This is a genomic window from Serratia sp. AKBS12 (genome assembly GCF_024793895.1).
Taxonomy (GTDB): Bacteria; Pseudomonadota; Gammaproteobacteria; order Enterobacterales; family Enterobacteriaceae; genus Serratia_F.
The window spans coordinates 637528-662188 of record NZ_JANUSB010000015.1; the positions used below are offsets into that span (position 1 = coordinate 637528).

Genomic DNA, 24661 nt, shown 5'->3' on the forward strand with positions numbered 1-24661 from the left:
GTTTATTTCCCGCTGAACGAAGGTGGACGTTTGGCGAAAAAGGCGCTGACGCCTTCGCGATAGTCGTCGCTACGGCCGCCAAGGCGTTGCAGATCGCGCTCCAGGTCGAGCTGCTGATCGAGCGTATTGGTCGCTGCACTGTATATGGCCTTTTTGATCAGGCCCAGCCCATAGGTCGGCTGGCTTGCCAGATGCCGCGCCAGCGCTTGCGTGCGTTCGGCCAACTGTGCGCCGTCTACCACCTGCCAGATCAAGCCCCATTCCAGCGCCTGGCGCGCGTCAATCCTGTCGCCCAGCAGAGCCATGCCCATGGCGCGCGCATGGCCGGCCAGTCGTGGCAGGAACCAGCTACCGCCGGAATCCGGCACCAGTCCCAGTTTGCAGAATGACTGGATAAAACTGGCGTTGTCGGCGGCGATCACGATGTCACAGGCCATCGCCAGTGCAGCGCCGGCACCGGCCGCTACGCCGTTGACGCCACAGATCACCGGCTTGGGCAACGTGGTCAGCCGGCGGATCAGCGGGTTATAAAAGCGCTCGACCGACAGGCCGAGATCCGGCGCCTGCCGATCGGCGGTCACCGTGCGATCGTTCAGATCCTGCCCGGCGCAGAAACCGCGGCCGGCGCCGGTAATCACTACGCAGCGCACCGTATCATCGCGCTCGGCGACGGTCAGCGCTTCTGCCAGTTGATGGTGCATTTCATCATTGAAGCTGTTCAGCCGCTCCGCGCGGTTCAGGGTAATGGTCAACACCCCGGCGTCGAGCTGGCTTAAAATCAGTGCGTTATCCATAAATCAGCGCCCCTTGTAGTGCGGAGTACGTTTTTCAAAGAAGGCGGCGATGCCTTCGTGACGATCTTCCGTGGCCGCCAGCGTAACGAACTGCTGACGTTCAATGGCCAACCCGGCGCTCAGGCCGGTTTCTTCCGCCTGTTTCAACGCCTGTTTGGCGGCGCGTAACGCCAGCGGCGCTTGCAGACTGATGCGGGTGGCGATCTGCTGAGCGCGCTCCAGCGTCAGTGCGTCGACGCAGACTTCGCTTACCAGCCCGCTTTGCAGCGCCAGCCGGGAATCGATGGCTTCGCCGCTCAGTACCATCTGGCTGGCGCGAGATTTGCCGACGCAGCGAATCAGGCGCTGGGTGCCGCCGGCACCCGGCATCAGGCCGAGGGTGATTTCCGGCAGGCCGAAGCGGGCACTCTCGCCGCAGATAATGATGTCGCAGGCCAGCGCCAGCTCACAGCCGGCGCCGAGCGCGTAACCGTTGACCGCCGCCAGCAGTGGCTTGCTGAACTGGGCGAGACGTTGCCACAGCAGCGGGCGGCGATCGGCCAGTGCGGCCGGCAGGTCTTGCTGTTGCAGCTCGTGTAAATCGGCACCGGCGGCGAAGTAACGCGCCGAACCACCAATCACCACCGCGCCTACCTCGGCGTCGGCATCGGCCTGTTCCAGCAGATAGGCCAGCTGTTCCAGACACGGGGTGCTGAGCGCGTTACGGGCTTGCGGACGCTGCAAGGTCAGGGTGACCACGCGCTGGCGTTGGTGGCGCTGTATCCAGGGGGTATCCATCAATGGCTCCTATACGTCGAAATCCAGCACCACGCCGTCGCCCTTTGGCCACGACTGGCAACTGAGCACATAGCCAGCGGCAAGTTGATCCGCTTCCAGACTGTAGTTGACGCCCATTTCCACTTCGCCGGACGTCAGCCTGCATTTACAGGTAGCGCACACGCCACCCTTGCAGGCGTACGGCAGATCCGCACCCTGGCGCAGCGCGGCGTCGAGGATGCTGTCATCCTGCGCCGTGACGTCGATGTTTAACCGGCGGCCATCGAGCAGGATCTCCACCCGCGTGGCATCGCAGCTGGCATCGTGTTGCGGGCGCACGCTACGGCCGCTGGTGTTGAATCGCTCACTGTGAATACGGTCAGCGGGCAGGCCGGCCTGCTCCAGTACCCGGTGGGCGTCGTCCATCATCGCCTGCGGTCCGCAGATGAAGGCGTGGTGGTAGTCGAGGTAATCGAGCAGCCTGTCGCCCAGCGCCATCAGGCGTTCGGCGTCGATGCGACCGCTGAGCAACGGGCTGTCCTGGCTTTCCTGACTGAACAGGTACAGCGGCTGGAAGCGTTGCGGATAGCGGTTTTTCAGATCGGACAGCGCTTCCCTGAACATCACCGAACGGCTGCTGCGGTTGCCGTACAGCAGAGTAAATCGACTGTGCGGTTCGAGTTGCAGCGTGGCTTTGATGATCGACAGCATCGGCGTGATGCCCGAACCGGCGGCGATGGCCAGATAATTACCATGCCGTTCGGCCTGCGGCTGGTAGCCAAAGCGCCCCTGCGGCACCATGACGTCCAGCGCATCGCCGACCTTCAGACTCTGCGTAACGAAAGAGGAAAAGCGCCCCTGTTCCACGGCCTTGACGCCGATTTGCAGCAGGCCCTCCTGCGGCGCGCTGCAGATTGAATAGCAACGGCGCAGTTCTTCGCCATTCACCTGCGCCTTGAGCGTCAGGTGCTGACCGGGGGTGTAGCGGTAGAGACCCTTGAGTTTGTCGGGTACGCGCAGGGTGATGGCCACGGCATCCGGCGTTTCACGCTCAATGGCTGCGACGTTCAGGCGATAAAAGGTCGTCATGGTGTTCTGCGCTCCTGTCCTGCGATATTTTCCGCCGCCAGCCTGGCTGACGACGCATTGCGGGAGGTCTTTAAATGCATTTGAAATAATCGAACGGTTCGCGACAGGCGCGGCAGCGATACAGCGCTTTGCAGGCGGTCGAACCGAACTCGCTGATTTTTTCGGTGTGTTCACTGCCGCAGCGCGGGCAGGGCACCGGGCCGTGGCTGAGTGGTCGGTCGCAGCTGTGACCCTGCGGCGGCGCTACGCCGTATGCCCGCAGTCTGTCGCGCGCTTCGGCGTTCATCCAGTCGGTGGTCCAGGCGGGATCGAGGCGTACCTCAACCTTCACCGGGCTGAAACCGGCCTCTGTCAGTTGGCGTTCAATGGTTTCGAGCAGAAATTCGGTCGCCGGGCAGCCGGAATAGGTTGGCGTAAAGGTGATGCGCCAACCGGTACCTTCGGCTTCCACGCTGCGCACCATGCCCAGATCGGTAATCGACAGCACCGGCAACTCCGGGTCGCTGATCTGTTGCAGGCAGTGCCAGATTTGCGGAATTTCGGCGGGTTGCAAACGATTCATGTTCATCGGCCTGTCTACCAGCGGCAGTTTGGATAGGCGCGTTGCAGAAATTGCATTTCCGCCAGCATGAAACCAAGGTGCTCGGTGTGCTGCCCCTGTTTGCCGCCGAGACGAAAGGCCGGTTGCTGCGGCAGCGTTAGCGTAGCCTGTTGCAGCGTCTCGCTGACCAGCGCCTGCCACGGTTGCTGCAACTGGCGCGGATCGACGGCAATACCCCGTTCGGCCAGTTCGATTTCGGTGTCATCGGCGTGGAACAGTTCGGCGGTGAAGCGCCACAGCGCGTCCAGCGACTGCTGGAGCTTCTGATGGCTGGTTTCACTGCCATCGCCCAGGCGGATCATCCAGCCACGGCTAAAGCGCAGATGGTATTCCGCTTCTTTCAACGATTTTGCGCCGATTGCCGCCAATCGTGCGTCGCGACTGCGGCTCAGTTGGCGATGCAGCAGCAGGTGATAGGCATCCAGCAGGAACTGGCGCACCAGCGTGTCGTTAAAGCCGCCGTTCGGCTGTTCCGCCAGCAGCAGGTTATGAAATTCACGTTCGTCGCGGCCGAACGCCAGCGTGTCTTCACTGTGCGGCGGCCCCAGTAACTCGGCGGCATAACCGAGGAGGTTGCGCGCCTGCCCGAGCAGATCGAGCCCCACATTGGCCAATGCCAGATCGATCTCCAGTTCTGGCGCATGGCCGCACCAGGCGCACAGACGCTGTGCCAGAATCAGCGGCGTATCGCCCTGGCGCAAAATGTAGGTAATGCGTGGATCGCGTTGCGTCATGGAGAGCCTCACATGTTCTTGATGCCGTCGGGAATGGTATAGAACGTCGGGTGCCGGTAGATCTTGTCATCTGACGGATCGAAAAACGCCGCGCGATCCTCCGGCTGCGAGGCGATCAGATGGCTGGAGCGTACCACCCAGATCGAACAGCCTTCGTTGCGGCGGGTATAGGCGTCGCGGGCGTTTTCCAACGCCATCTGGTCATCGGCGGCGTGCAGACTGCCGACGTGGCGGTGCGCCAGACCTTGTTTGCTGCGAATAAACACTTCGTATAACGGCCATTCAGCGTGGGTCATCGGGATCTCCTCATCCAGGGGCGTCATGCTGCCTGATTGCCTTTTGCCGCGTGGGCCATTGCGCCTTCGCGCACCCAATCGCCCTGTTGCCAGGCGTGACGCTTGGCAGCAAGGCGTTCGTGGTTGCATTGGCCCTGGCCCTTGATCACCTGAAACAGTTCGTTCCAGTCGATGTCGCCAAAGCGGTAGTGACCGCTGGCTTCATCCCAGCGCAGATCGGTATCTGGCGCGCTCATGCCCAACGCTTCCAGTTGTGGAACGGTGTTGTCGACAAATTTTTGGCGTAGCTCGTCGTTGCTGTGGCGCTTGATCTTCCAGGCCATGCTTTGCGCACTGTGCGGTGAGTCGCTATCGCTCGGGCCAAACATCATCAGTACCGGCCACCAGAAACGGTTGATGGCATCCTGCAACATGGCCCTTTGCGCCGCGCTGCCGTTGGCCAGCGCCATCACCGCTTCGTAACCCTGCCGCTGGTGAAAACTTTCCTCTTTGCAAATCTTCACCATTGCCCGGGCGTAGGGGCCATAGGAGGCGCGGCACAGTGCCACCTGATTGACGATGGCTGCGCCATCCACCAGCCAGCCGATGACGCCGACGTCAGCCCAGTTGAGGGTGGGATAATTGAAAATCGACGAATACTTCATCTTGCCATCCAGCATCTTCTGGTAGATGTCCTGGCGTGAACAGCCGAGGGTTTCAGCCGCGCTGTACAGGTACAGACCGTGACCGGCTTCATCTTGCACCTTTGCCAGCAACACCGCCTTGCGCCGCAGGGTGGGGGCGCGCGTCAGCCAGTTGGCTTCCGGCAGCATGCCGATAACTTCCGAATGGGCGTGCTGACCTATCTGACGGATCAGGTTCTGGCGGTAGGCATCCGGCATCCAGTCTTTCGCTTCGATGGAAATATCTGCCGCGATCTTGTCGTCGAACAGCGCTTCATGTTGGGCTTCTGTTGCCATGCCAAACCTCAATATGGTTCGTTTATATCGATAGAAATAGAAAATATGAATCATTTATAGTAACCATAAAGCTACAAGTTGATAACATAAATATCAAACGTGATTATTGTTGTTTTGCGATGAGCATCACACGGGATGGTGTTAACTGGTTGTTTTAATTGTATTTTTAAGTGGTTATTTAAATGACAGACTACTGTAATCGAAGCTTTACGCTGGGTTTGTTTGCTTTTTGTTAAATATAGCCTTGGCGTTGACTGGCAAATATATGATACGTAATTATCCTTGTTGGTGTGATTTTGTGAAATCAGGAGAGGCAGATGCAGCAGTTAACCAGTTACCTTACCGGCCAGTGGCTGTTCGGACAGGGAAAAATGCGCCAGATCGCCGATGCCGTGACCGGCGAACCCTTGTATCAGGTGTGCTCGGACGGCTTACCACTGGCTGACAGTCTGGACTATGCGCGACAAAAAGGCGGGGCGGCGCTGGCGCGCATGACCTTCCAGCAGCGCGCCCAAATGATGAAAGCGCTGGCAAAGCATCTGTTGGCCCATAAAGAAACGCTGTATGACATCGCTTATCAGACCGGAGCGACGCGCAACGACAGCTGGGTCGACATCGAAGGCGGCATCGCCACGCTGTTTTCATACGCCGGGCTGGCTGGCCGCGAACTGCCTGACGATACTCTGTGGCCGGAGGATGAACCGATCCCGCTGTCGAAACAGGGGCAGTTTGCCGCGCGCCACGTGCTTACGTCGCGTCCTGGCGTTGCACTGCACATCAACGCCTTCAATTTCCCCTGTTGGGGCATGCTGGAAAAATTGGCGCCAACCTGGCTGGCCGGGATGCCGGCCATTATCAAACCCGCGACCGCCAGCGCGCAGGTGACGCAGGCGATGGTCAAGCTGATGATTGACAGCGGCCTGTTGCCGGAAGGCGCCTTACAGCTGATCTGCGGTGGCATCGGTGACATGTTTGCCCATCTGGACTATCAGGACGTGGTTACCTTTACCGGCTCGGCACAAACTGGCCAACGGCTGCGCTCGCATCCGCGTTTGCTGGAGAAATCCATTGCCTTCACTATGGAGGCGGACTCGCTCAACTGTTGTGTGCTGGGGGAGGACGTCACGCCGGAAATGCCTGAGTTCGACCTGTTCATTAAAGAAGTGTGTCGTGAAATCACCAGCAAGGCGGGGCAAAAATGTACCGCAATCCGGCGTATTATGGTGCCGGTATCGCAGGTAGCGGCGGTACGGCAGGCCCTGTTGCAGCGTTTGTCACGCGTGACGGTGGGCGATCCGCGTCTGGAACAGGTGCGAATGGGGGCGTTGATCGATCTGGCGCAGCGCGATGACGTCCAGCACAAAGTGGATCTGCTGCTGCATAATGGTTGTGAACCGCTGTGCGGCGGCACCATCCAGGGCGTTGAGGCCCTGGGCAACCACAGCGGTAAAGGGGCGTTTTACCCACCGACCCTGCTGTACTGCGCCGAGCCGTTTAGCCACACCGCGGTGCACGAAACCGAGGCGTTCGGGCCGGTGGCCACCCTGATGCCGTACCAGACCACCGAGCAGGCGATTGATTTGGCGTTGCTGGGGCGCGGCAGTCTGGCCGGTTCGCTGGTTACCGCCGATCCATCATTGGCCAGGCGTTTCGTTCGGGCGGCGGCCTGCGCGCATGGTCGCATATTGGTGCTCGACAGCGCGGCGGCGGCGGAATCCACCGGCCACGGCTCGCCGTTGCCAATGTTGCTGCACGGCGGCCCGGGGCGTGCCGGCGGCGGGGAGGAACTGGGGGGCCTGCGGGCGGTTAAGCACTACATGCAACGCAGCGCGATCCAGGGCAGTCCAACGATGCTGGCGGCGATTGGCAATGAGTGGGTGCGCGGTGCCGAGGTGGTTGAGGAGCAGCTCCATCCGTTCCGCAAATATTTTGAACAGCTACAGATTGGCGAGAGCCTGTTGACCGCGCGGCGTACGGTGACCGAAGCCGATATCGTCAATTTTGCCTGCCTGAGCGGCGATCATTTCTATGCGCATATGGACAAGATTGGCGCTGCGCAATCGCTGTTCGGCGAGCGGGTCGCGCACGGCTACTTTGTGGTTTCTGCCGCCGCCGGGCTGTTTGTCGATGCGGGCGTCGGGCCGGTGATTGCCAACTACGGGATGGAAAACCTGCGTTTCATCGAGCCGGTGAAAATCGGTGATACCTTGCAGGTGCGGCTGACCTGCAAGAAGAAGATCCGCAAACCGCAAAAAAGCGCCGAAGATCGCCCGCACGGCGTAGTGGTGTGGGATGTCCAGGTGCTGAACCAGCACCAGCAGGCGGTGGCGCTATACAGTATTCTGACGCTGGTGGCTCGCCAGCAGGGAGATATTGCAGCCGAGCAGTGAGCCGTTGAGGGCGCTACGCCGGTTGCTGCGTTGAGTACCCGGCAGCCTGGTTCAACCGGCACAGTGAGGTGACGCACTACCGTTTGGCACAACGGCAGGGGGAACGGTGTTAACCGATATCGGCTGCTTTCAGCCACTGCATACCCGGTTTTTGCCGTTCTCTTTTGCTTCGTACAACGCGCCATCGGCCTGATTGACCAGGCTAATGGGGGTGTCGCTGTATCGTTGTGGCACTTTGGCGCACAGGCCGATACTGACGGTTATCATTCCCAACGGGCTGCCCGAGTGGGGAATGTGCAATTGCCGCACCTGTGTCAGTATGCGTTCGGCAACGGCCAGCGCGCCAGCAGTGTCGGTGTCAGGCAGGATAATCGCCAGCTCTTCCCCGCCATAACGCGCCATGATATCGCCGGTGCGCCTGGACAGGTTTTGCAGCAGCTGCCCCAACTGCTGTAGACAGCGGTCGCCGGCTACGTGACCATAGATATCGTTGTACTGCTTGAAGTAATCTATATCCAGCATCAATAGCGCCACGCTGCGCGCATTACGCGCTGAACGGGTAATTTCGCTTGTTAACGCCATATCAAACTGCCGTCGGTTGGCCAGCCCGGTCAGACTGTCCAATAGCGCCATCTCCTCCAGCGTCTGATTCATCAGGGTGAGCTGGTCACGCGTACGCACCAGCTCGGCTTCGGTTTGCACACTGTGATTGATTTGGCGAATCAGCACCAGGCCCAACACCAGCAGCACGCTTAATAGCACCAGGCCGCCCAATACAAACAGCGTGGTGTCGCTGCGCCAGCCTGCCAACGCATCGTTACGCGACAACCCGGCGGCGATCACCAGCGGATAACGCTCTACGCGGGAATAACCGTAAATGCGCTCCACCTTGTCATAGCGCGAGATAAGAGTGGCGTTGCCAAAGGACGAATGCGGCAAGATTTGGCTGAACAGGATGCCTTGGGAAATGTTCTTGCCGATCGAGTTCAGCGAATAGGGGCGGCGATACAAAATGGTGCCGTCTGCCAACAGCAGGCTGAGCGAGGCATCGTTATCCAGCGCGAAGTCGTCATAAAACTGGCGAAAGTAGTCGACGTACAGCGTTGCCAGGACCACGCCGCCAAAACTGCCGTCGGGGTTTTCCAGACGGCGCGAAATCGGGATCACCAGATCACCGGTGGTACGGCTGCGAATCACCTGGCCGATATAGGGGCGTTTGTCATCATGGGTTTGATGATATCTGAAGTAGGCACGATCGCTGTTATTGGCCTGGGTGGGGACATTGCCGAACGAGGTGGCGATCCAGCGCCCCTGCGCATCGTAGACAAAACTGCCGTGCAACTGCGGGGCGTTTTCAACCTGCGCCTGCATCACCTTGTGCAGCCGTGCCCGCTGGGCCGGGCCACGTCCGTCGTGGTCGAGACGCTCGGTTAATTCAAGCAGAGTGTTATCTACCTGCTTGAAGGTGTCATCGGCATGTTGTGCCAGGGAGCGTGCCAGGTTGGAAGAGGTATTCTCCGCCGTTTTCAGATCTATCTGCCGCGCATGCCATATCTGCCAGGCGTTAAGCACGATCAGCGTAACGGCGACGATAATAACGAAAACGGCGGCTTGCAATAATAACGGTGAGTTTTTATGCCGATCCGGCGTGGGTGATTGCGGCGTTGGTATCATGTCATCCTTGTGTGTAGCGCAAAATATCTGGCCGATAACAACAATCTTAAACGCAGTTAAACGATTTTGCCGTGCCAAGAAGCGCCAGCCTGGAAATATTATCGCCTCAGGGTCGTCAGAAGCAGTGCCACGGCGCTACGCGGCACTGCGTGCCGTTATTCGACGTTGACCATCCAGTTTACGCCAAACTTGTCGGTCAGCATGCCGAATCCCTTGGCCCAGAACGTAGGTTGGTATGGCATGGTAATGTTACCGTCCTGCGCCAGTTTGTGGAACAGTTCGCGGCCCTGTTCGACATCGTTCGGGTTTAGCGACAGGGAATAGCCCTTGTGCGTCACCGCGGCGTCGCCTTCTTGCGGGCAGCCGTCCGACGCCATCAGACGGCTGTCGCCGATCCGCAGGCAGGCGTGCATGATCGATTCCGGATCCATTTCTGGTCCACCTTCCTGTTTGGCCTGCTCCGGCATCTCCTTGTAACGCATCATCATTTCCACTTCTGCGCCCAACTGCTGGACATAAAAATCAATCGCCTGTTCGCAACTGCCATCAAAAAAAAGATAAGGTTGAATCTGCATGACGTTGACCTCGCTAGTGGCTCGCCAACCCACGGTGCCAAGGGGCTGGCAGAATAGTTTCCAACGGCGATAATTACCGCAGGTAACCTACCAGTGTAGTCTGGTTCAGCGTGAATACCGGGCGATTGCTCACGCAAGCGGCATTGAACGAAAAACCGGGATAGTGCATCCCGTTTCGCGCAGATTATCTGTTCGATAACCCTTTCTATACTGACAACACCTTCACAAAAGGAGTTATTGCAATGGGTAATCAATCTTTAAGCGGAAAAGTGGTATTAATCGCTGGTGGTGCGAAGAACCTCGGCGGCCTGGTGGCACGAGACCTGGCGCAAAGCGGTGCCGCTGCGGTGGTAGTACACTATAACAGCGACACCAGCCGGGCAGCGGCAGAAGAGACGCAGGCTGCGGTGCAGGCCGCAGGGGCCAGGGCGATGACCGTGCAGGGCGACTTGTCTAAACCGGACAACGTGGCCCGTCTGTTTGCCGAGGCGGTACGGGCGTTTGGCAAAGTGGATATTGCCATCAATACCGCTGGCCTGGTGATTAAAAAGCCGATTGCCGAGGTGACCGAAGCGGATTACGACAGCAGTTTTGACGTTAATGCCAAAGCGGCGTTCTTCTTTATCCAGCAGGCGGGCAAGCATTTGGCAGACAATGGCCGCATTGTGACTATCGTCAGTTCCCTGTTGGCCGCCTACACGCCGTTCTATGCGGTGTATCCGGGCAGTAAGGCACCGGTGGAGCACTTTACCCGTGCGGCGTCGAAAGAGTTTGGCGAACGTGGCATCAGCGTGAATGCCATCGGGCCAGGGCCGATGGATACGCCGTTCTTCTATGGGCAGGAAAGTAAAGAGGCGGTGGCTTATCACAGCAGCGCCGCCGCGCTGAGCAAGTTCTCGAAAACCGGCCTGACCGATATCGAAGACATTGCGCCGATCGTCAAGTTTCTGGTCACCGATGGTTGGTGGATCACCGGTCAGACGCTGTTTGCCAATGGTGGCTATACTACCCGTTAATGGTCCTACCCGCTGCGGCGCTCGGTCGCAGCGGTTTTATCAGCATGAGGCAGCAGTGGATAAGATAGGGAGATTGCGGGTATTTATTCAAGTGGCCGATGTTGGCAGTTTTGTTCGCGCATCGGAGCTGTTGCTGATGCCGAAAACCACGGTTTCAGCCGCCATTCAACAGTTGGAAAACGAAATGGGCGCGCGGCTGTTTCACCGCACGACGCGCCGGGTTCAACTGACCGGCGACGGTGAACGCTTATTGGAGCGCGCCCGCAGCTTGCTTGACGATGTGGCGGCGTTGGACAATCTGTTCCAGTCTGCGGGCTCGCCGATCGGCGGGCGACTGGCGGTGGACGTGCCCAGCCGCATTGCGCGGCGAATCATCGTGCCGGCTCTGCCGGATTTCTTTGAGCGGTATCCTGATATCGAACTTTTTCTCAGTTCCAGCGATCGGGCGATCGATCTGGTGCAGGAAGGTATGGATTGCGTGGTGCGCGTCGGCAGTCTGAGCGACAGCAGCCTGGTAAGCCATACGCTAGGGCAGTTGAGCATGGTCAACTGCGCCAGCCCAGGCTATTTGCAACGCCACGGCACGCCGCAGGAGAGCCAACAACTGGCGGAGCATTGGGTGGTGGGGTATGCGCAACCGAGCCTGCTGACTGCCAACAGCTGGCAGTGGCGGCACAATGGGGAAACCGTTGAACACACGCTGCGCAGCAAGGTCACGGTCAACAATGTGGAAAACTACATTGGCAGTTGCCTGGTCGGCATGGGGCTGATCCAGATCCCGCGTTTTGATATTCAGCATTATCTGGATGACGGCAGCCTGGTAGAAGTATTGCCGCAGGCGCGCGCGCCTGCGATGCGCATTTCGCTGTTGTACCCGCACCGCCGCCAGCGTACGGCGCGCTTTAGCGCTTTTGCCGACTGGTTCAGCGGTTTGATTACACCGTTTTGTGAAGCTTGATGGCCATCAATATAGCGGTGCTTCGCCCGGCGGCCGAGTCTTGAAGCGACGGTGCAGCCACATGTACTGGTCTGGTGCCAGTAATACCTGGTCTTCCACCACCTTGTTGAGATAGGTTGCGGCGGCGATTTCATTGTCCAATGGCATACCGTCCAGCGGGGGTTGCACGATCAACTCATACCCTTTGGCATGCGGCAGGCGGCGAGGCACGAACGGCACGATTTCCGGGCGGCCAGCGCGCGCCAGCAGTAAGGTGCCGGTGGTAGTGGCAGCCTGTTTTACCGCGAAGAATGGCACAAAGACGCTGCTTTTGGCGCCGTAATCGTGATCCGGCGCATACCAGACGATCTCGCCCTGTTTCAGGCAGCGAATCATGCCTTTCAGATCTTTGCGATCGATCATGTATTTATTGGAGCGTAGCCGGCCCCAGGTTTGCACGTATTCCATCAATTTATTGTTATGCGGCCGGTGTACGCCTACGCCGGGGTTTTGCATGCCGAAAATGCGTGCGCCAAGCTCCAGCGTCAGGAAATGCAGGCCAATCAGCAGTACGCCTTTGCCGTCTGACCGTGCCTGCTGCATGTTTTCCATTCCTCGCACCCTGCACCAGCGGGCGATACGCCAGTCAGGCCAGAACCACGCCATGCCGACTTCGAACAGCCCCATGCCAACCGACTCGAAGTTTTTGACGATCAGCGCTTCGCGCTCGGCTGCGGGCATTTCGGGGAAGCACAGCGACAGGTTGCGTCGAGCGATATTTACCCTGCGGCGCATAAAATGCATGGCGATCCTGCCCAGCCCATGGCCAAGGCGGTAAATGAGGGGGTAAGGGAGTAATACCAGCAGATAGAGAATGCCGAGTCCGATCCAAAGCAGCCAGTATCGTGGGCGCAACAGCGAGCGCTCAAAAGTAGGGCTTAACCGCATTTGTTTTTCAATTCCTGACGTTAGGTAAAATTATCTCACTAAGGGATTTGCTGAATCATAATATAAACCAACGTTTGCTCGCGATTTTTCCCTTTTATGCCTTTGCTGGTTGCCGGAGTTTTCCCCGGAGCCAATGCGGTGAAAATCAGCCGGTTGGCATGGGTAAACCGCTGATTTTTGTCTATAGTAATAGAGTGCAAATGCGTTTTAGCGCAGATAAACCGGTAGGGCTTAACCTGAACTTTTCAGACTGCGTAATATAAGGAACTGAAATGTTTGCTAAAAATGACGTAAAGGATCGGGTAGACTCTGTACGCGACAGCGCCAAGGGTAGCGCGTGTGAAGTGCGCGCCAGCCTGAAGGACGCTGCCGATCAGTCCTGTAGTTATATCAAGGACAACCCGTGGGCTGGGGTTGGCGCCGGAGCCGTTGTCGGCTTGGTGATAGGTTTTCTTTTAGGCAAAAAGTAAATAGGGAGAGTACAAATGGGCATCATTTCCTGGATCATTTTTGGTTTAATCGCCGGTATCCTGGCTAAGTGGATCATGCCGGGCAAGGACGGTGGCGGCTTTATCATGACCGTCATCCTCGGGGTTATTGGTGCGGTTGTCGGCGGTTGGATCAGTACCCTGTTCGGTATGGGCCGCGTCGATGGCTTTAACCTGGGCAGCTTCGTTGTGGCTGTAATCGGTGCCTTGGTGGTGCTTTTTGTCTACAGAAAGATCAGAAGCTAATCAGGTGCTGATCAACGAGGGTCGCTGCGGCGACCCTTTTTCGTTTAAACACAGGTGACGATCGTGTGCTGACAATCGCCGATCGGAAAAGGGGAAATACCATGGGATTATTAGATGGCGCATTAGGCGGCGTGCTGGGCAATGTTCTTGGCGGCGCGCTGGGTAATGGCGGTAAGGGCGGCATCGATATCGCCGCCATTCTGCAATGGGTCGAGCAACAGGGCGGCCTGCAGGCGATCCTGAATAAACTGCAACAGGGACAGCTGGGCGACATTGTCGGCTCGTGGCTCGGCAACGGTGACAACCAGTCCATCAGCGGCGATCACGTACAGCAGGCGTTGGGCAGCGATGCGATCGCGCAACTGGCGGAGAAGCTGGGGGTTGATCAGACCCAGGCTTCCGACACCCTTGCGCAACTGTTGCCGGCCCTGACCGACAAAGCCTCGCCAAATGGTGAAGTCAAGCAGGACGAACTGGCCAATTACGTAGGCAAACTGTTCAGCTAAGCCTTATGCCTCCGGTTTATCGCCGGAGGCATTGCCAACATCAATCCCTTCCACGTTCTCCAGCGATCGTGCCAGATAATCGACCCAGGCACGTACTTTGGCCGGAATAAAACGCGCCGCCGGGTAGACCGCATGCAGCGCCATCGGCGGATAATGGTAGGCCTCCAGTACACGCACCAGGCTGCCCTGCGCCATTTGCCGACCAATCAGCGGTCGTTGCGCACCGCCGATACCCAGTCCCCCTTCGATGGCGGCCAGCAAGGCAAAGGAATTATTGGCACGGAACACCGGACGCAGCGGGATCAGCGTCGCTCCCTGCGGACCGATCAACGTCAGCGTGTCACCAATGGCCGCGCCGCTGAACCGAACGTGCGGATGCTGGCTGAGTTCTTGCGGCGTTTGTGGCGTGCCGTATGTGGCAAGATAGGCAGGCGAGGCGACCAGAATACGCTGCATGGTGCCCAGGCGGCGTGCCACCGTACCCGGGGCGTTCAGCTCGCCAAAGCGGATCGCAACGTCGATGCCCTCAGCGCTGAGGTCTGCCAGCCGATCGTCCAGCAGCAGTTCAATGCGCAATGCCGCGTGCAGCTGTTGAAACGCCGCCGCCAACGGCGCGATATGCGCCTGACCAAAACCGCTTGGCGCATGCACGCGCAGATTGCCCTGCAGCCGTTGGCTGAGGCCGTGCAGCGCGTCTTCGGCTTCAACCACCGCAGCCAGAATCGGCTTGATCTGTTGATAATAACGCTGGCCGGCTTCGGTCGGGGTGACCGTACGGGTGGTACGAAACAGCAGCAGCGTACCGAGCTGCTGTTCCAGGCTGACGATCTGCTGACTGACCGCCGGTTGCGACAGTTGCAGGCTGCGTGCCGCCGCTGACAGGCTACCGAGTTCCACCACGCGCGCGAAGGTGGACATGGCGTTCAGTTTGTCCATGTGGTTTCCATTGATAGTATTTTCTTATAAGTGTTAGTGCCTTTCCCCCTCTACCGCAAGCTTTCTATATCAATCATGCTTTAGCTTCACTTTGATGGCGGAGAAGCATTATGCAAAACCAACGGCTGGCACTGGTTATCGGCGCGAATGGCGTTATCGGCGCCAAATTGATTGAACATCTGGCACAGCAGCGCTGGCAGGCGATCGGCGTTTCGCGTCGTGGCGGACAGGAGCGTCCCGGCGTGCGCTATCTGGCGGTGGATTTACTTGATGCGCAGGCGACGCGTCAGGCCTTGCAGCCGTTGACGCAGGTGACGCATATCTTTTATACCGCTTACCAGGACGCCTCGGATTGGGCCAGTCTGGTGGCACCGAATCTGGCAATGTTGCAGAACGTGGTGGAGGCGGTGGAGCCTAGTGCCGCAGGGTTGCAGCACGTTAGCCTGATGCAGGGCTACAAGGTATACGGCGCGCATCTGGGGCCGTTTAAGACCCCGGCGCGGGAAAGCGATGCCGGCCATATGCCGCCGGAGTTTAACCTCGATCAACAATATTATCTGCAGCAGCGGCAGCAGGGCAAACGCTGGCAGTGGTCGGCGATTCGCCCGAGCGTAGTGGGCGGCTTTTCCCTTGGCAATCCGATGAATCTGGCGCTGTCGATCGCGGTATATGCCTCGATCAGCAAAGCGCTGAACCTGCCGCTGCGCTTTCCGGGCAAGCCGGGCGCCTATCACAGCCTGTTGGAAATGACTGACGCCGGGCTACTGGCAGAGGCGACGCTGTGGGCGGCCACCGAACCGCAGGCGGCGAACCAGGCGTTTAATATCAATAACGGCGATCTGTTTCGCTGGAGCGAAATGTGGCCGAAAATTGCCGACTATTTTGCACTGCCGGTCGCGCCGCCGTTGCCGATGCCGTTAACGCAGATGATGGCGGACAAGGGCCAGCTGTGGAGCGACATGGTGCGTCAGCATCAACTGGCCGAGACGGATTATCGGCAGGTGGCGAGCTGGCCGTTTGCCGATTTCGTGTTTTCCTGGGACTACGACATGTTTGCCGATGGCAGCAAGGCACGGCGTCTGGGGTTTCATCAATATGTCGCAACCGACGGTATGTTCTTTGCGCTGTTCGATGAATTTCGGCGCCGTAAGATAATTCCATAACGGTCGCTGGCAGCCAGGGGGGGTTTTATGGCAATCTTTGGCTGCCGCTACGCCATGCGGCGGCCAGAGCAGGGGGACTGGCTCTGCGCCGAACCATCTATGAGGACCGTTACGTGATAGGGATTACCGCCACACTGACGCTATTACTGGCGCTGGTAACCATTGCGCCGATGTCAAGGCACCCTGCCTGGTGGATTCGGGTATGGGATTTTCCACGCTTGCAGATACTGGCGCTGTCGTTACTGGTGCTGCTGATCAATCTGCTGTTTTTGCCCTTATCGTCACCGCTAGTGTGGACGATGATGGCGATTAACCTGGCCTGCGCGATTTACCAGGCGGTGTGGATTTATCCCTACACCGCGCTGAGCAAGCCACAGGTGCTGGACTATACCGGCTATCAGACCAGGCCACGCCTGCGGATCCTGGTGTCCAACGTGCTGACGCCCAACCGCCATGCGGACAAACTGCTGGCACTGGTGGCTGCGGAACGTCCCGACGTGCTGGTGGCGGTGGAAACCGACGCCTGGTGGGAAACGCAACTGGCGCCGTTGGAACGGGATTACCCGTACCGACTGGCCTGCCCGCAGGACAATCTGTACGGCATGCACGTTTATTCTCGTTTGCCGCTCAGCGATGCCGAAATCCAGTACCTGGTGGATAAAGAGATCCCATCGATGCATATGCTGGTGCAATTGCCTGATGGCCCGGCAGTGCGCTTGCATTGCGTGCATCCGATGCCGCCGAGTCCGACGGAAAATGACGAATCGGAAGATCGTGATGCCGAACTGGTGTTGGTCGGTAAAAGCGTGGTAGATGCCAAACTGCCGGTGGTCGTGACCGGGGACTTGAATGACGTGGCATGGTCGACCACCACTCGGCTATTCCTTAAGGTCAGCGGCCTGCTGGATCCGCGCCGCGGACGCGGAATGTTCAGTACCTTCCATTCAGGCTATCCGTTCCTGCGCTGGCCGCTGGATCACGTGTTTCACAGCGATGACTTTATTTTGGGCAGCCTGCGGCGTTTGCCGGATATCGGCTCCGATCACTTCCCGATCATGGCAGAACTGGTGTATGCGCCAAAGCAGGGCGCGCAGCAGGAAAGTCTGGAAAAAGACGGTCAGGATGAGGCGCTGGCGCAAGAAAAACTGGCCAGCACCGACAGCGATCCGGACGACGTGCACGCGCCTGCCGCCTAACTGTCCGGCCCCGCCGTTACGGCGGGGCAAGGCTGGTTTATTGCGTCAGCATGATTTTGCCGATGTGCACGCTGGACTCCATCAGTGCGTGCGCTGCGGCGGCCTGTTCCAGCGGGAAGGTTTTGAATATTTGCGGCTTGAGCGCCCCGCGCTCCAGCAGCGGCCACACCTTCTGCTGTAGATCGGCGGCGATCTGCGCTTTATCTTCGACGCTGCGCGCTCGTAGCGTCGAGCCGGTATGCGTCAGGCGCTTGAGCAACAGCGGCATTAAGTTCAATTCTTTCACCACGCCATTCTGCGTGCCGATCTGCACGATGCGCCCATCCATGGCGGCGGCCTGATAGTTTTTGGCCAGGTAGTCACCGGCAATCAGGTCGACAATCACCTCGGCACCTTTACCGTTAGTGGCCTGTAGGGTTTGTTCGACAAAATCTTCCGTACGGTAGTTGATCGCAACGTCTGCACCCAGTGCCAGACTGGCTTCACGCTTTTCCTCGGAACCGACGGTGGTGATGACGCGTGCGCAGAATGCCTTGGCCAGCAGGGTGGCAACGGTACCGATGCCGGAGGTGCCGCCATGGATAAGCACCGTTTCGCCGGCTTTCAGATGGCCGCGCTGGAATACGTTAACCCACACGGTGAAGAAGGTTTCCGGTATGGCTGCGGCCTCCACCAGGCTGAAGCCCTTGGGCACCGGCAGGGCATTGCTTTCGTGTACCTTGCAGTATTCGGCGTAACCGCCGCCGGCGATCAGCGCGCAAACGCGGTCGCCGATGGCATAATGCTGCACGCCGGCACCGACGGCGACCACTTCTCCGGCAATTTCCAGCCCCGGAATATCCGATGCGCCCGGTGGCGGTGCGTATTGGCCTCGACGCTGCAATACGTCCGGGCGATTTACCCCGGCTGCCGCGACCTTGACCAGGATTTCGCCCTGCGCCAGTTCCGGCAGTGGCCGTTGCGTTACCACCAGCACCTCCGGCTCGCCGGGTTGTGCAATTTCAATTGCTTTCATGTGCTTCGGTAGTGTCATTGCGGGCATGCGTTTCTCCTCATCAAATGCTCAGTCATCTCTACCAGTGTAGGTAAACGACCGTATAAATCCCATTGGTTATGCTAGCGAAATTGCCAAGGGCGCATATGACTGAAAGGGCGATCGGTACAGATTCGGTAATGCTACAGGCAGCGCGAGGCGAACATGTGGATGAAAGGGCGATCGGTACGGGTTTGGTGATGCTACAGGCGGCGCGAGGCGAACATGTGGATGAAAGGGCGAACGGTACAGATTCGGTAATGCTACAGGCAGCGCGAGGCGAACATGTGGATGAAAGGGCGAACGGTACGGGTCTGGTGATGCGTCAGACCGTATGAAACGCCAGGAGATAGCCGGACAAAGGGCGCAGAAGGAGCCGCCGCAAAGGGCGGCACGGGGATTAGTCGTTCGGGGGAATGCGAAAACCTTTCAGAGAGACGATAAAGTGTTCTTTACCTTTGGATATTTTTGCACCTTTATCACACCATAAGCTGGCGAGTTTAAAAAAGTCGTCGCTACCGATGTCATAAGCTAATTCTATTTTTTTTGCTGTTCCTGCGCGGATTAGCCTTTCCGCTTCCTGGTGATTTACCGCTTTAATGGTTGTCATGGGCGAAATCCTTGGTGTAAGCCTGTGAGGATAACCGCCGACCATCATATGGCTAAATTGTGACATTTTTGTGATGGAAAAGTGACAGCAAGGGTAAAGAGCGCGAGGAAAAAGCCGGGGAGACCCCGGCACTGATGGACGCGATCAGACGTCCGGACGAATCAACTTGCTTTTTTTTACGGATTTGAAGTGCTTATACAACGCATATCCGGAAACGGCAGCCAGTATGGCCAAAACCAATAAATAAGAGCTCGCCATGTAGGTTCCTCCGTTAAGACGGGTTTGAGCGCCATAGTTGTGACAGTTATCACACTCCATCTCAATGAGAGCATTCTGTATCTGCCGCTGCGCTGGTGATGCCATGGCATGACGCAATAAAAAAAGCGCCGATGAAGGCGCCTAAATATGCAACACAGCTTGTAGAGCCCAGCTCCAGGAGGAGTGGTGAACTTGTTGCCATTGTAAGAACGCCGGGCGGCAGAGAATATAGGCAAACTCCTAAAGCCGACGTCGCGTGTCATGCCTGGTACAATTTGCTCTGGCAAATGGCGAGGCTGATGACGAATGAAATATCGGCGCATCGGCGATAAAATCGGCATGCCGGGCTGAAACTTGAGCGTTTATCTCCCTTTAGCGTTTTTAGCGACGAAAACAGTTGCTATTGATCGCCCGTCATGAGTTAATGATTCCCGGCCTGTGGTACAGACCTATTTATGCACGACATTTTGAGTAAAGTAGTTCAAATTTAAAGCGTTATCCCTGATAACCCTTCTATGACGAATTTCCTTTCTAGTGCCTCCATAAGTAACTGATGACCGGCTATAACATGCCCATGGTGGCTTACATTTAATATTGAAGGAAATAGACATGTCTAACATGATCAAAGGTCAAGTGAAGTGGTTCAACGAGTCTAAAGGTTTTGGTTTCATCACTCCTGCTGACGGCAGCAAAGACGTGTTCGTACACTTTTCTGCTATCCAGGATCAAGGCTTCAAGACCCTGGCTGAAGGCCAGAACGTTCAGTTCTCTATCGAGAACGGCGCTAAAGGTCCATCAGCGGCTAACGTTACCGCTATCTAATCGGCTTGTTGCTGATTGATAAAAACCCGCCAAGGCGGGTTTTTTTGTGCCTGTTATTTGGCAAAGGTACAAAAAAAGCCCGCAGGTCTGCGGGCGAAAGTTCCTTGTTACTGCATGTACAGATGTTCCTCTGGGGGGACCATCTGCGAATAGGCTAACCGTTGGGCATGCTGGATTCTGCGGGCAAAACGTTAAGGAAGCGAAAAAGTGCCGGCTGTGGATGGCTATGCTCGTTGGCGGTGGTGGGTGAAGCGCCGCACCGTGTTTCTTGCCGCGTTGTGTAATACACTGACTAGAGAAACAGATGATGAGGTCAACGATGAAAGTAAAAGATTTGGTGACGGTCAAAACCGACGGCGGGCCGCGGCGCGAAGGAGTTATCCTGGCGGTGGAAGCGTTTAATGAAGGAACCATGTATCTGGTGGCGCTGGAGGAGTATCCGTCCGGCGTCTGGTTCTTTAACGAGATTGACAGCCGTGATGGTACCTTTGTCGAACCGCGTATAGCGGCGGATCAATAATCTCGCGGCTGGCGCAGCCAGTTGCAGGGTGTTGAATGGTTTTTCCAGGAAATAATATTCATCTGTAACAATCGCGTTACCTTACCGAATATTGCTGCTCATTTATCAATTAACGTCGATTTAACATCAGGCGCCGTTTATCCGCTGCATTATTTATGCCGCAGCGGATAAACTATTGGCACGGGATAAATAGAACCCGTAGTGCTAGAGGCGGCTAATAACTCCGCCGGCTGTGGACGATCATGATACTTATCCGCATATTATCGGCTATTAACAAATATTCCACTGGTCAGCGTGTCGGTTAAACGAACAACGTGGTAAATAATCTGCTTGTTGTGCGTTTTTATCTTCCTTTTGATATTTCCCTTATGGGATGACACCGTTTTTGCTTTAATTTGCATCTGGTCGGATATCTGGATGGTCCCCTGTCCGGACATCCACATGCGCAACATATTTGATTCCGTTTGGCTTAGGGTAACCGGCGTCTGGTCGAGATTGACCTTTTCCGCACGTGGCGCCTTGCGTTCAAGATAGTGACCAAGTAGCTGATTCATGGTCTCTGGCTTGATCGATTTTGACGAAATGATGACATTTTTACGAACATATAAATAATCGTCAAAATGTACGTTGGTAATAGCCATGAAAATGAAGAATAACGTATCCGGGTTAAGAGAAATCACCCGTTTTATTCGTTCCGTGGCGTTGGCTTCATGGATGAAACAGTCTTCATTAATAAACACCAGGCTGGGCTTTAGCCGGTTGCACTTTTCATGCAGGCTGGCTATGTCCGTAATAGCATTTATATGACGTTTCTTGACTCCATGCGTCGTCAGGTAGTCGGTAAGACCCAGCCGCGTATAGCTGCATGAGTCCATGATGATCGTTGGCATATCGCACCCCCACTTAAATCCGTTTTACCGCGGTAATAATGAGAAAAAGCCTAAAAGCCAAAAGGCAAAAAAAACAAAATGTACTAATTAAGAATGTTCTATCAACAAAAGAGAAACGGCTCAATGACATTTTCTGACTTAGCTTATCAATCAGCATGATCCATAAGTTTGGCTTAAGTCAGTCAAACATGCTGCGGTCTTGGCCTGGTGTGAAGACTGGCAATCCAGGCCTGAGCGATCGACACGCAACCCGCTCTCTCATTGATTCTGTTTATCATGTCACGAAATTAAATTTTAGATTGCTAAGAAAATTCTTAAAAAAAATTCATGTGTTGTTTTTTTATCACTTTTTTGGCTATTTTTTCTTCCGCTTGGGGTAGGTGTTATCCGGCTGGAACAAGAAAACTCTTATATATCATATAATTAGTGATCATATGGTTTGCGCATGATAATGATAACCTTTTCATTTGTTATCATTAACGTTTCTTTCCTAACACATTGGTGCAACATTTCCCTGGTGCGACGTTACATAAAATTAAACTGTAACAGGCAGATAGCAATTTTTCGCCGTTACCGTGCGGCGTCAGCGGTGGGAAAATTGTGAATTAATTGGTTTTTCTGAACTGTTGCGGCAGATACTTGCCGGTATCCCTCAGCAAGAAGGATACCGGCGGTAGGCAAGCCAGGCGCGTTAGCCGGCGGGGTAGCTTACCAATAGCGCTTCCAGCTCTGCGTCAGCCGCGTCAGGGCTTCCAGGTAGAAATAGTCACCCCAGCTGCAGCATTCATCAATGCCTTTGCCGCTGGCCATATGGTAGACCGAATGCTTCAGCAGGCCGTCGATGGGTTCATCGTCCTGTGCCAGATACTTCTCGGTCAGTGACGCCATGATGCGCAACGCCATTTCTTCATAGCTGGCGCGCTCGGTGTCCAGCAGCGGTAACTGACCAACCAGTTCCAGTAGGCCGCAAACCGCAATCGCCGCCGCCGAACTGTCGCGCGGCTGATCGGTGCCCAGCAATGCCAGATCCCAATGACACACCTCATCTTGCGGTAAACGGTTGATGAAGTAATTTGCCAGCCGCTTGGCCAGATCGACCATCTGGCGTTCGCCGCTGTAGGCGAAGCTCAACAGGAAACCGTAAATGCCCCAGGCCTGGCCGCGTGACCAACAGGAGTCATCGGCGTAGCCCTGGTGGGTATTGCCGTAACGCGGCTTCCCGGTGACGGTATCCATATAATAGGTGTGATAGGTTGAGGCATCCGGCCGCACAATGTAACGCGCCGCCTGGGCTGCGTGGTGACGCGCGGCATCGGCAAAGCGTGGGTCGCCGGTTTGCTCGCTCGCCCAGTACAGCAACGGCAGGTTCATATTGCAGTCGATGATCATGCGTCCGGCCTGTTCGGGATCGTGCAGATCGCCCCAGGCCTGGATAATGCCGGCCTGGGGGTTGAAGCGTTCCAACAAGGCTTCTGCGGCCAGCAGCGAAAAACCGCGTGCCGGGCGATTGCCGGTCAGCCGCCAGGCGCTGACGCACGACAGCGTATACAGAAAGCCCAGATCGTGGGTGGCAGTATCCTGGCGGCGCGTGATGCGCTCGCCAAAGGACAGTACGTTAACCTCGGCGGCGCGACGATATTTGTCATCGCCGGTCAGTTCGAACGCCAGCCACAGCTGGCCAGTCCAAAAGCTGGTGGTCCATTCGACGTTTTCCGTCAGCGGGTAACGGCCATCGATACAGGTTTCACCGGGAAAACGTTCGCCAAAGCGCGCCATATTGCGATCGATTTTGTTCAGTACGCTATGCCGAGCCGCATTTAAGCGCTGTGCCAGCGCGGTACGGTCAAGCTGGTGCAGTTCAATGGGGCGCAACTTTTCGTGCGTGACGGATACGGACATGCTGATTTTCCTTCTACGGCAGATTATCGTTTCAATGTGGTGAGATCGGCATTCTTCGCCAGCGGCGGCGTTGCGCGTACCGGCCGTTTGTTTTGGCAACTGGACAGCGTAAAGGCTGAAACGCCGGTGAATAACAGGGCGATACAGCCCATGATCAGGTAGGTATGCTCAAAACCGATGCGGTCATACAGATAGCCGGCTGGCGGCGCGATGACGATCGAGCCGACGTAGATCATTGCCTGATAGCCCAGCAGATACATGGTGGCATTGACGCGCTTGCTGAAGTGTTCGGCAATGTATTTGAATACCGAGATCAGCAGCATTGAAATTTCCATGCCGTAAAATGGTTTGATAATCGAGATCACCAGCGGATCGCTGGTCAGGCCGGAGGCTATCAAGCGTGCACCGACCAGCACACCGGTAAACAGCAATCCCTTTTTGGCGCCGAAATGGTTAACCAAAAACGGGATCGCCATCATCATCAGGAATTCGAGGCCGGACTGTAGGGTGCTCAGATAGCCGTACATGGCATTGCCCTGCGCCTGACTGTCAAAGAAAGACACGAAATAGCGCGGGAACTGCTGTTCGGCGATAAACATCATCCAGGCAACGCCGGCGACGTACAGACTGAACATCCAGAACTTACGGTTCCTCAGCAGCGTGATGACGTCGGCAAAGACGATTTTTTCTTGCGCTATCACATCGTTATTCCGCAATTGGGCCTCGCCGATGCGCAAACTGAACAGCACCGCCAACATCAGCAGCGAGGTCGCGCTGCTGAGCATGAAATTCATCACCGGCGAGATATTGAACAGCAGGCCGGAAAACGATGCGGCCAACGCCCACCCCAGTGACCCCCACATGCGTATCTGGCCGAACTCCAGCCCATACAGCCGGCTGAAACGATCGGCGTAGGATTCCGATGCCGCCACCCCGGCGTACCAACCCAGACTGAGATACAGTGCGCCGATGATAATGCCGATCGGCGTGTGGCTGGCGAGCAATGGCTGATAAACGTAAATGAAAAACGGCGCCATCAATGCCGAGGTCAACACCACGAAATACAGCAGATTCTTGCTCATGCCGATTTTATCCATGATGTAGCCGTAAACTGGCTTCATGATCACCGCAAAAATGCCGTTGACGGCAAACACGCTGCCGATGGTAACGCTGTCCAGTCCGGCTTTTTGAGCCAGCCACAGCGTATACAGTCCGAAGCTGGCCGACCAGGTGAAGAAATACAGGAAAATAAAACTGCTCATCTTGTAATAAGCCGATTTGGTCGGCGTGGTGAAGGCATTCATATCAACTCCTGTAGAGCGGAT

General features: G+C 56.6%; 26 protein-coding genes. 10 read left to right on the top strand and 16 right to left on the bottom strand.

The features are described from left to right. Positions 1–2 precede the first annotated feature (2 nt). The 7 genes from paaG to paaA all read right to left on the bottom strand — a co-directional run bounded on the left by paaG (position 3) and on the right by paaA (position 5229). The gene (gene paaG, locus NYE85_RS12875; RefSeq protein ID WP_259005159.1) at positions 3–794 is read right to left on the bottom strand and encodes a 2-(1,2-epoxy-1,2-dihydrophenyl)acetyl-CoA isomerase PaaG; all 792 of its coding nucleotides are present in this window, start codon (positions 792–794) and stop codon (positions 3–5) included. A gap of 3 nt (positions 795–797) precedes the next feature. Further along, a complete protein-coding gene (gene paaF, locus NYE85_RS12880; protein WP_259005160.1) occupies positions 798–1571 on the bottom strand; it encodes a 2,3-dehydroadipyl-CoA hydratase PaaF in 774 nt (257 codons plus the stop codon). Positions 1572–1580: 9 nt separating this feature from the next. Further along, a complete protein-coding gene (paaE, locus tag NYE85_RS12885) occupies positions 1581–2639 on the bottom strand; it encodes a 1,2-phenylacetyl-CoA epoxidase subunit PaaE (RefSeq protein WP_259005161.1) in 1059 nt (352 codons plus the stop codon). Between the two features lie 70 nt (positions 2640–2709). Further along, positions 2710–3207 carry a 1,2-phenylacetyl-CoA epoxidase subunit PaaD gene (gene paaD / locus NYE85_RS12890; protein ID WP_309600867.1) on the bottom strand — a complete coding sequence of 166 codons (498 nt, stop codon included), beginning with the start codon at positions 3205–3207 and terminating at the stop codon, positions 2710–2712. Positions 3208–3215: 8 nt separating this feature from the next. Beyond that, positions 3216–3974, bottom strand: coding sequence for a 1,2-phenylacetyl-CoA epoxidase subunit PaaC (gene paaC, locus NYE85_RS12895; protein WP_259005162.1), 759 nt, complete (start codon positions 3972–3974; stop codon positions 3216–3218). A gap of 8 nt (positions 3975–3982) precedes the next feature. Then, positions 3983–4270: a 1,2-phenylacetyl-CoA epoxidase subunit PaaB gene (gene paaB, locus NYE85_RS12900; RefSeq protein WP_259005163.1), complete on the bottom strand. Its 288-nt coding sequence runs from the start codon at positions 4268–4270 to the stop codon at positions 3983–3985. Positions 4271–4293: 23 nt separating this feature from the next. After that, positions 4294–5229 carry a 1,2-phenylacetyl-CoA epoxidase subunit PaaA gene (paaA, locus tag NYE85_RS12905; protein WP_259005164.1) on the bottom strand — a complete coding sequence of 312 codons (936 nt, stop codon included), beginning with the start codon at positions 5227–5229 and terminating at the stop codon, positions 4294–4296. A gap of 317 nt (positions 5230–5546) precedes the next feature. Between paaA and paaZ the strand changes: the two genes are divergently transcribed. Continuing rightward, positions 5547–7619, top strand: a complete 2073-nt coding sequence (paaZ, locus tag NYE85_RS12910; RefSeq protein ID WP_259005165.1) for a phenylacetic acid degradation bifunctional protein PaaZ — start codon at positions 5547–5549, stop codon at positions 7617–7619. A 129-nt stretch (positions 7620–7748) separates the two neighbouring features. Here the strand turns inward: paaZ and NYE85_RS12915 are convergent, their stop codons facing one another. Together NYE85_RS12915 and yjdN are read right to left on the bottom strand one after the other, a co-directional pair. Continuing rightward, positions 7749–9293, bottom strand: coding sequence for a GGDEF domain-containing protein (locus NYE85_RS12915; protein ID WP_259005166.1), 1545 nt, complete (start codon positions 9291–9293; stop codon positions 7749–7751). Between the two features lie 155 nt (positions 9294–9448). Then, positions 9449–9868: a VOC family metalloprotein YjdN gene (gene yjdN / locus NYE85_RS12920; protein ID WP_259005167.1), complete on the bottom strand. Its 420-nt coding sequence runs from the start codon at positions 9866–9868 to the stop codon at positions 9449–9451. A 242-nt stretch (positions 9869–10110) separates the two neighbouring features. Here yjdN and NYE85_RS12925 point away from each other — a divergent pair, with 242 nt between their 5' ends. Then, complete coding sequence (locus tag NYE85_RS12925) at positions 10111–10884, top strand: SDR family oxidoreductase (RefSeq protein ID WP_259005169.1); 774 nt, start codon at positions 10111–10113, stop codon at positions 10882–10884. Positions 10885–10939: 55 nt separating this feature from the next. Next, complete coding sequence (locus NYE85_RS12930) at positions 10940–11842, top strand: LysR family transcriptional regulator (RefSeq protein WP_259005170.1); 903 nt, start codon at positions 10940–10942, stop codon at positions 11840–11842. A 6-nt stretch (positions 11843–11848) separates the two neighbouring features. Here the strand turns inward: NYE85_RS12930 and NYE85_RS12935 are convergent, their stop codons facing one another. Continuing rightward, on the bottom strand, positions 11849–12769 hold the full coding sequence (locus tag NYE85_RS12935) for a Kdo(2)-lipid IV(A) acyltransferase (RefSeq protein WP_259005171.1): 921 nt from the start codon (positions 12767–12769) through the stop codon (positions 11849–11851). Positions 12770–13041: 272 nt separating this feature from the next. On the opposite strand from NYE85_RS12935, the gene NYE85_RS12940 reads away from it, so the two are divergent. From NYE85_RS12940 to NYE85_RS12950, 3 genes are all read left to right on the top strand, one after another. Next, on the top strand, positions 13042–13239 hold the full coding sequence (locus NYE85_RS12940; RefSeq protein WP_259005172.1) for a glycine zipper domain-containing protein: 198 nt from the start codon (positions 13042–13044) through the stop codon (positions 13237–13239). Positions 13240–13254: 15 nt separating this feature from the next. Beyond that, a complete protein-coding gene (locus tag NYE85_RS12945) occupies positions 13255–13503 on the top strand; it encodes a GlsB/YeaQ/YmgE family stress response membrane protein (protein WP_004961263.1) in 249 nt (82 codons plus the stop codon). Positions 13504–13604: 101 nt separating this feature from the next. Continuing rightward, positions 13605–14009: a YidB family protein gene (locus NYE85_RS12950; RefSeq protein WP_259005173.1), complete on the top strand. Its 405-nt coding sequence runs from the start codon at positions 13605–13607 to the stop codon at positions 14007–14009. A gap of 3 nt (positions 14010–14012) precedes the next feature. Here NYE85_RS12950 and NYE85_RS12955 read toward each other — a convergent pair whose 3' ends face one another. Further along, positions 14013–14945, bottom strand: coding sequence for a LysR family transcriptional regulator (locus NYE85_RS12955; RefSeq protein ID WP_259005174.1), 933 nt, complete (start codon positions 14943–14945; stop codon positions 14013–14015). Positions 14946–15055: 110 nt separating this feature from the next. Here NYE85_RS12955 and NYE85_RS12960 point away from each other — a divergent pair, with 110 nt between their 5' ends. Continuing rightward, on the top strand, positions 15056–16108 hold the full coding sequence (locus tag NYE85_RS12960) for an SDR family oxidoreductase (protein ID WP_259005175.1): 1053 nt from the start codon (positions 15056–15058) through the stop codon (positions 16106–16108). 113 nt (positions 16109–16221) lie between these two features. Beyond that, positions 16222–17304: an endonuclease/exonuclease/phosphatase family protein gene (locus NYE85_RS12965; RefSeq protein WP_259005177.1), complete on the top strand. Its 1083-nt coding sequence runs from the start codon at positions 16222–16224 to the stop codon at positions 17302–17304. Between the two features lie 37 nt (positions 17305–17341). Here NYE85_RS12965 and NYE85_RS12970 read toward each other — a convergent pair whose 3' ends face one another. Then, positions 17342–18346 (bottom strand): NAD(P)H-quinone oxidoreductase, encoded by a 1005-nt coding sequence (locus NYE85_RS12970; protein ID WP_259005179.1) that lies wholly within the window; start codon positions 18344–18346, stop codon positions 17342–17344. 391 nt (positions 18347–18737) lie between these two features. Continuing rightward, positions 18738–18947 carry a hypothetical protein gene (locus NYE85_RS12975; protein ID WP_004961277.1) on the bottom strand — a complete coding sequence of 70 codons (210 nt, stop codon included), beginning with the start codon at positions 18945–18947 and terminating at the stop codon, positions 18738–18740. 867 nt (positions 18948–19814) lie between these two features. On the opposite strand from NYE85_RS12975, the gene cspE reads away from it, so the two are divergent. Next, on the top strand, positions 19815–20027 hold the full coding sequence (gene cspE, locus NYE85_RS12980; protein WP_004946278.1) for a transcription antiterminator/RNA stability regulator CspE: 213 nt from the start codon (positions 19815–19817) through the stop codon (positions 20025–20027). A gap of 319 nt (positions 20028–20346) precedes the next feature. Next, on the top strand, positions 20347–20547 hold the full coding sequence (dsrB, locus tag NYE85_RS12985; protein ID WP_259005180.1) for a protein DsrB: 201 nt from the start codon (positions 20347–20349) through the stop codon (positions 20545–20547). Positions 20548–20807: 260 nt separating this feature from the next. On the opposite strand, the gene rcsA is transcribed toward dsrB, so the two are convergent. The 3 genes from rcsA to NYE85_RS13000 all read right to left on the bottom strand — a co-directional run bounded on the left by rcsA (position 20808) and on the right by NYE85_RS13000 (position 24640). Further along, entirely contained in the window at positions 20808–21437 is a 630-nt protein-coding gene (rcsA, locus tag NYE85_RS12990) for a transcriptional regulator RcsA (protein ID WP_259005181.1), read from the bottom strand. A 708-nt stretch (positions 21438–22145) separates the two neighbouring features. After that, complete coding sequence (locus NYE85_RS12995; protein WP_259005182.1) at positions 22146–23336, bottom strand: glycoside hydrolase family 88 protein; 1191 nt, start codon at positions 23334–23336, stop codon at positions 22146–22148. Positions 23337–23359: 23 nt separating this feature from the next. Continuing rightward, on the bottom strand, positions 23360–24640 hold the full coding sequence (locus NYE85_RS13000) for an oligosaccharide MFS transporter (protein WP_259005183.1): 1281 nt from the start codon (positions 24638–24640) through the stop codon (positions 23360–23362). Between the last annotated feature and the right edge of the window lie 21 nt (positions 24641–24661).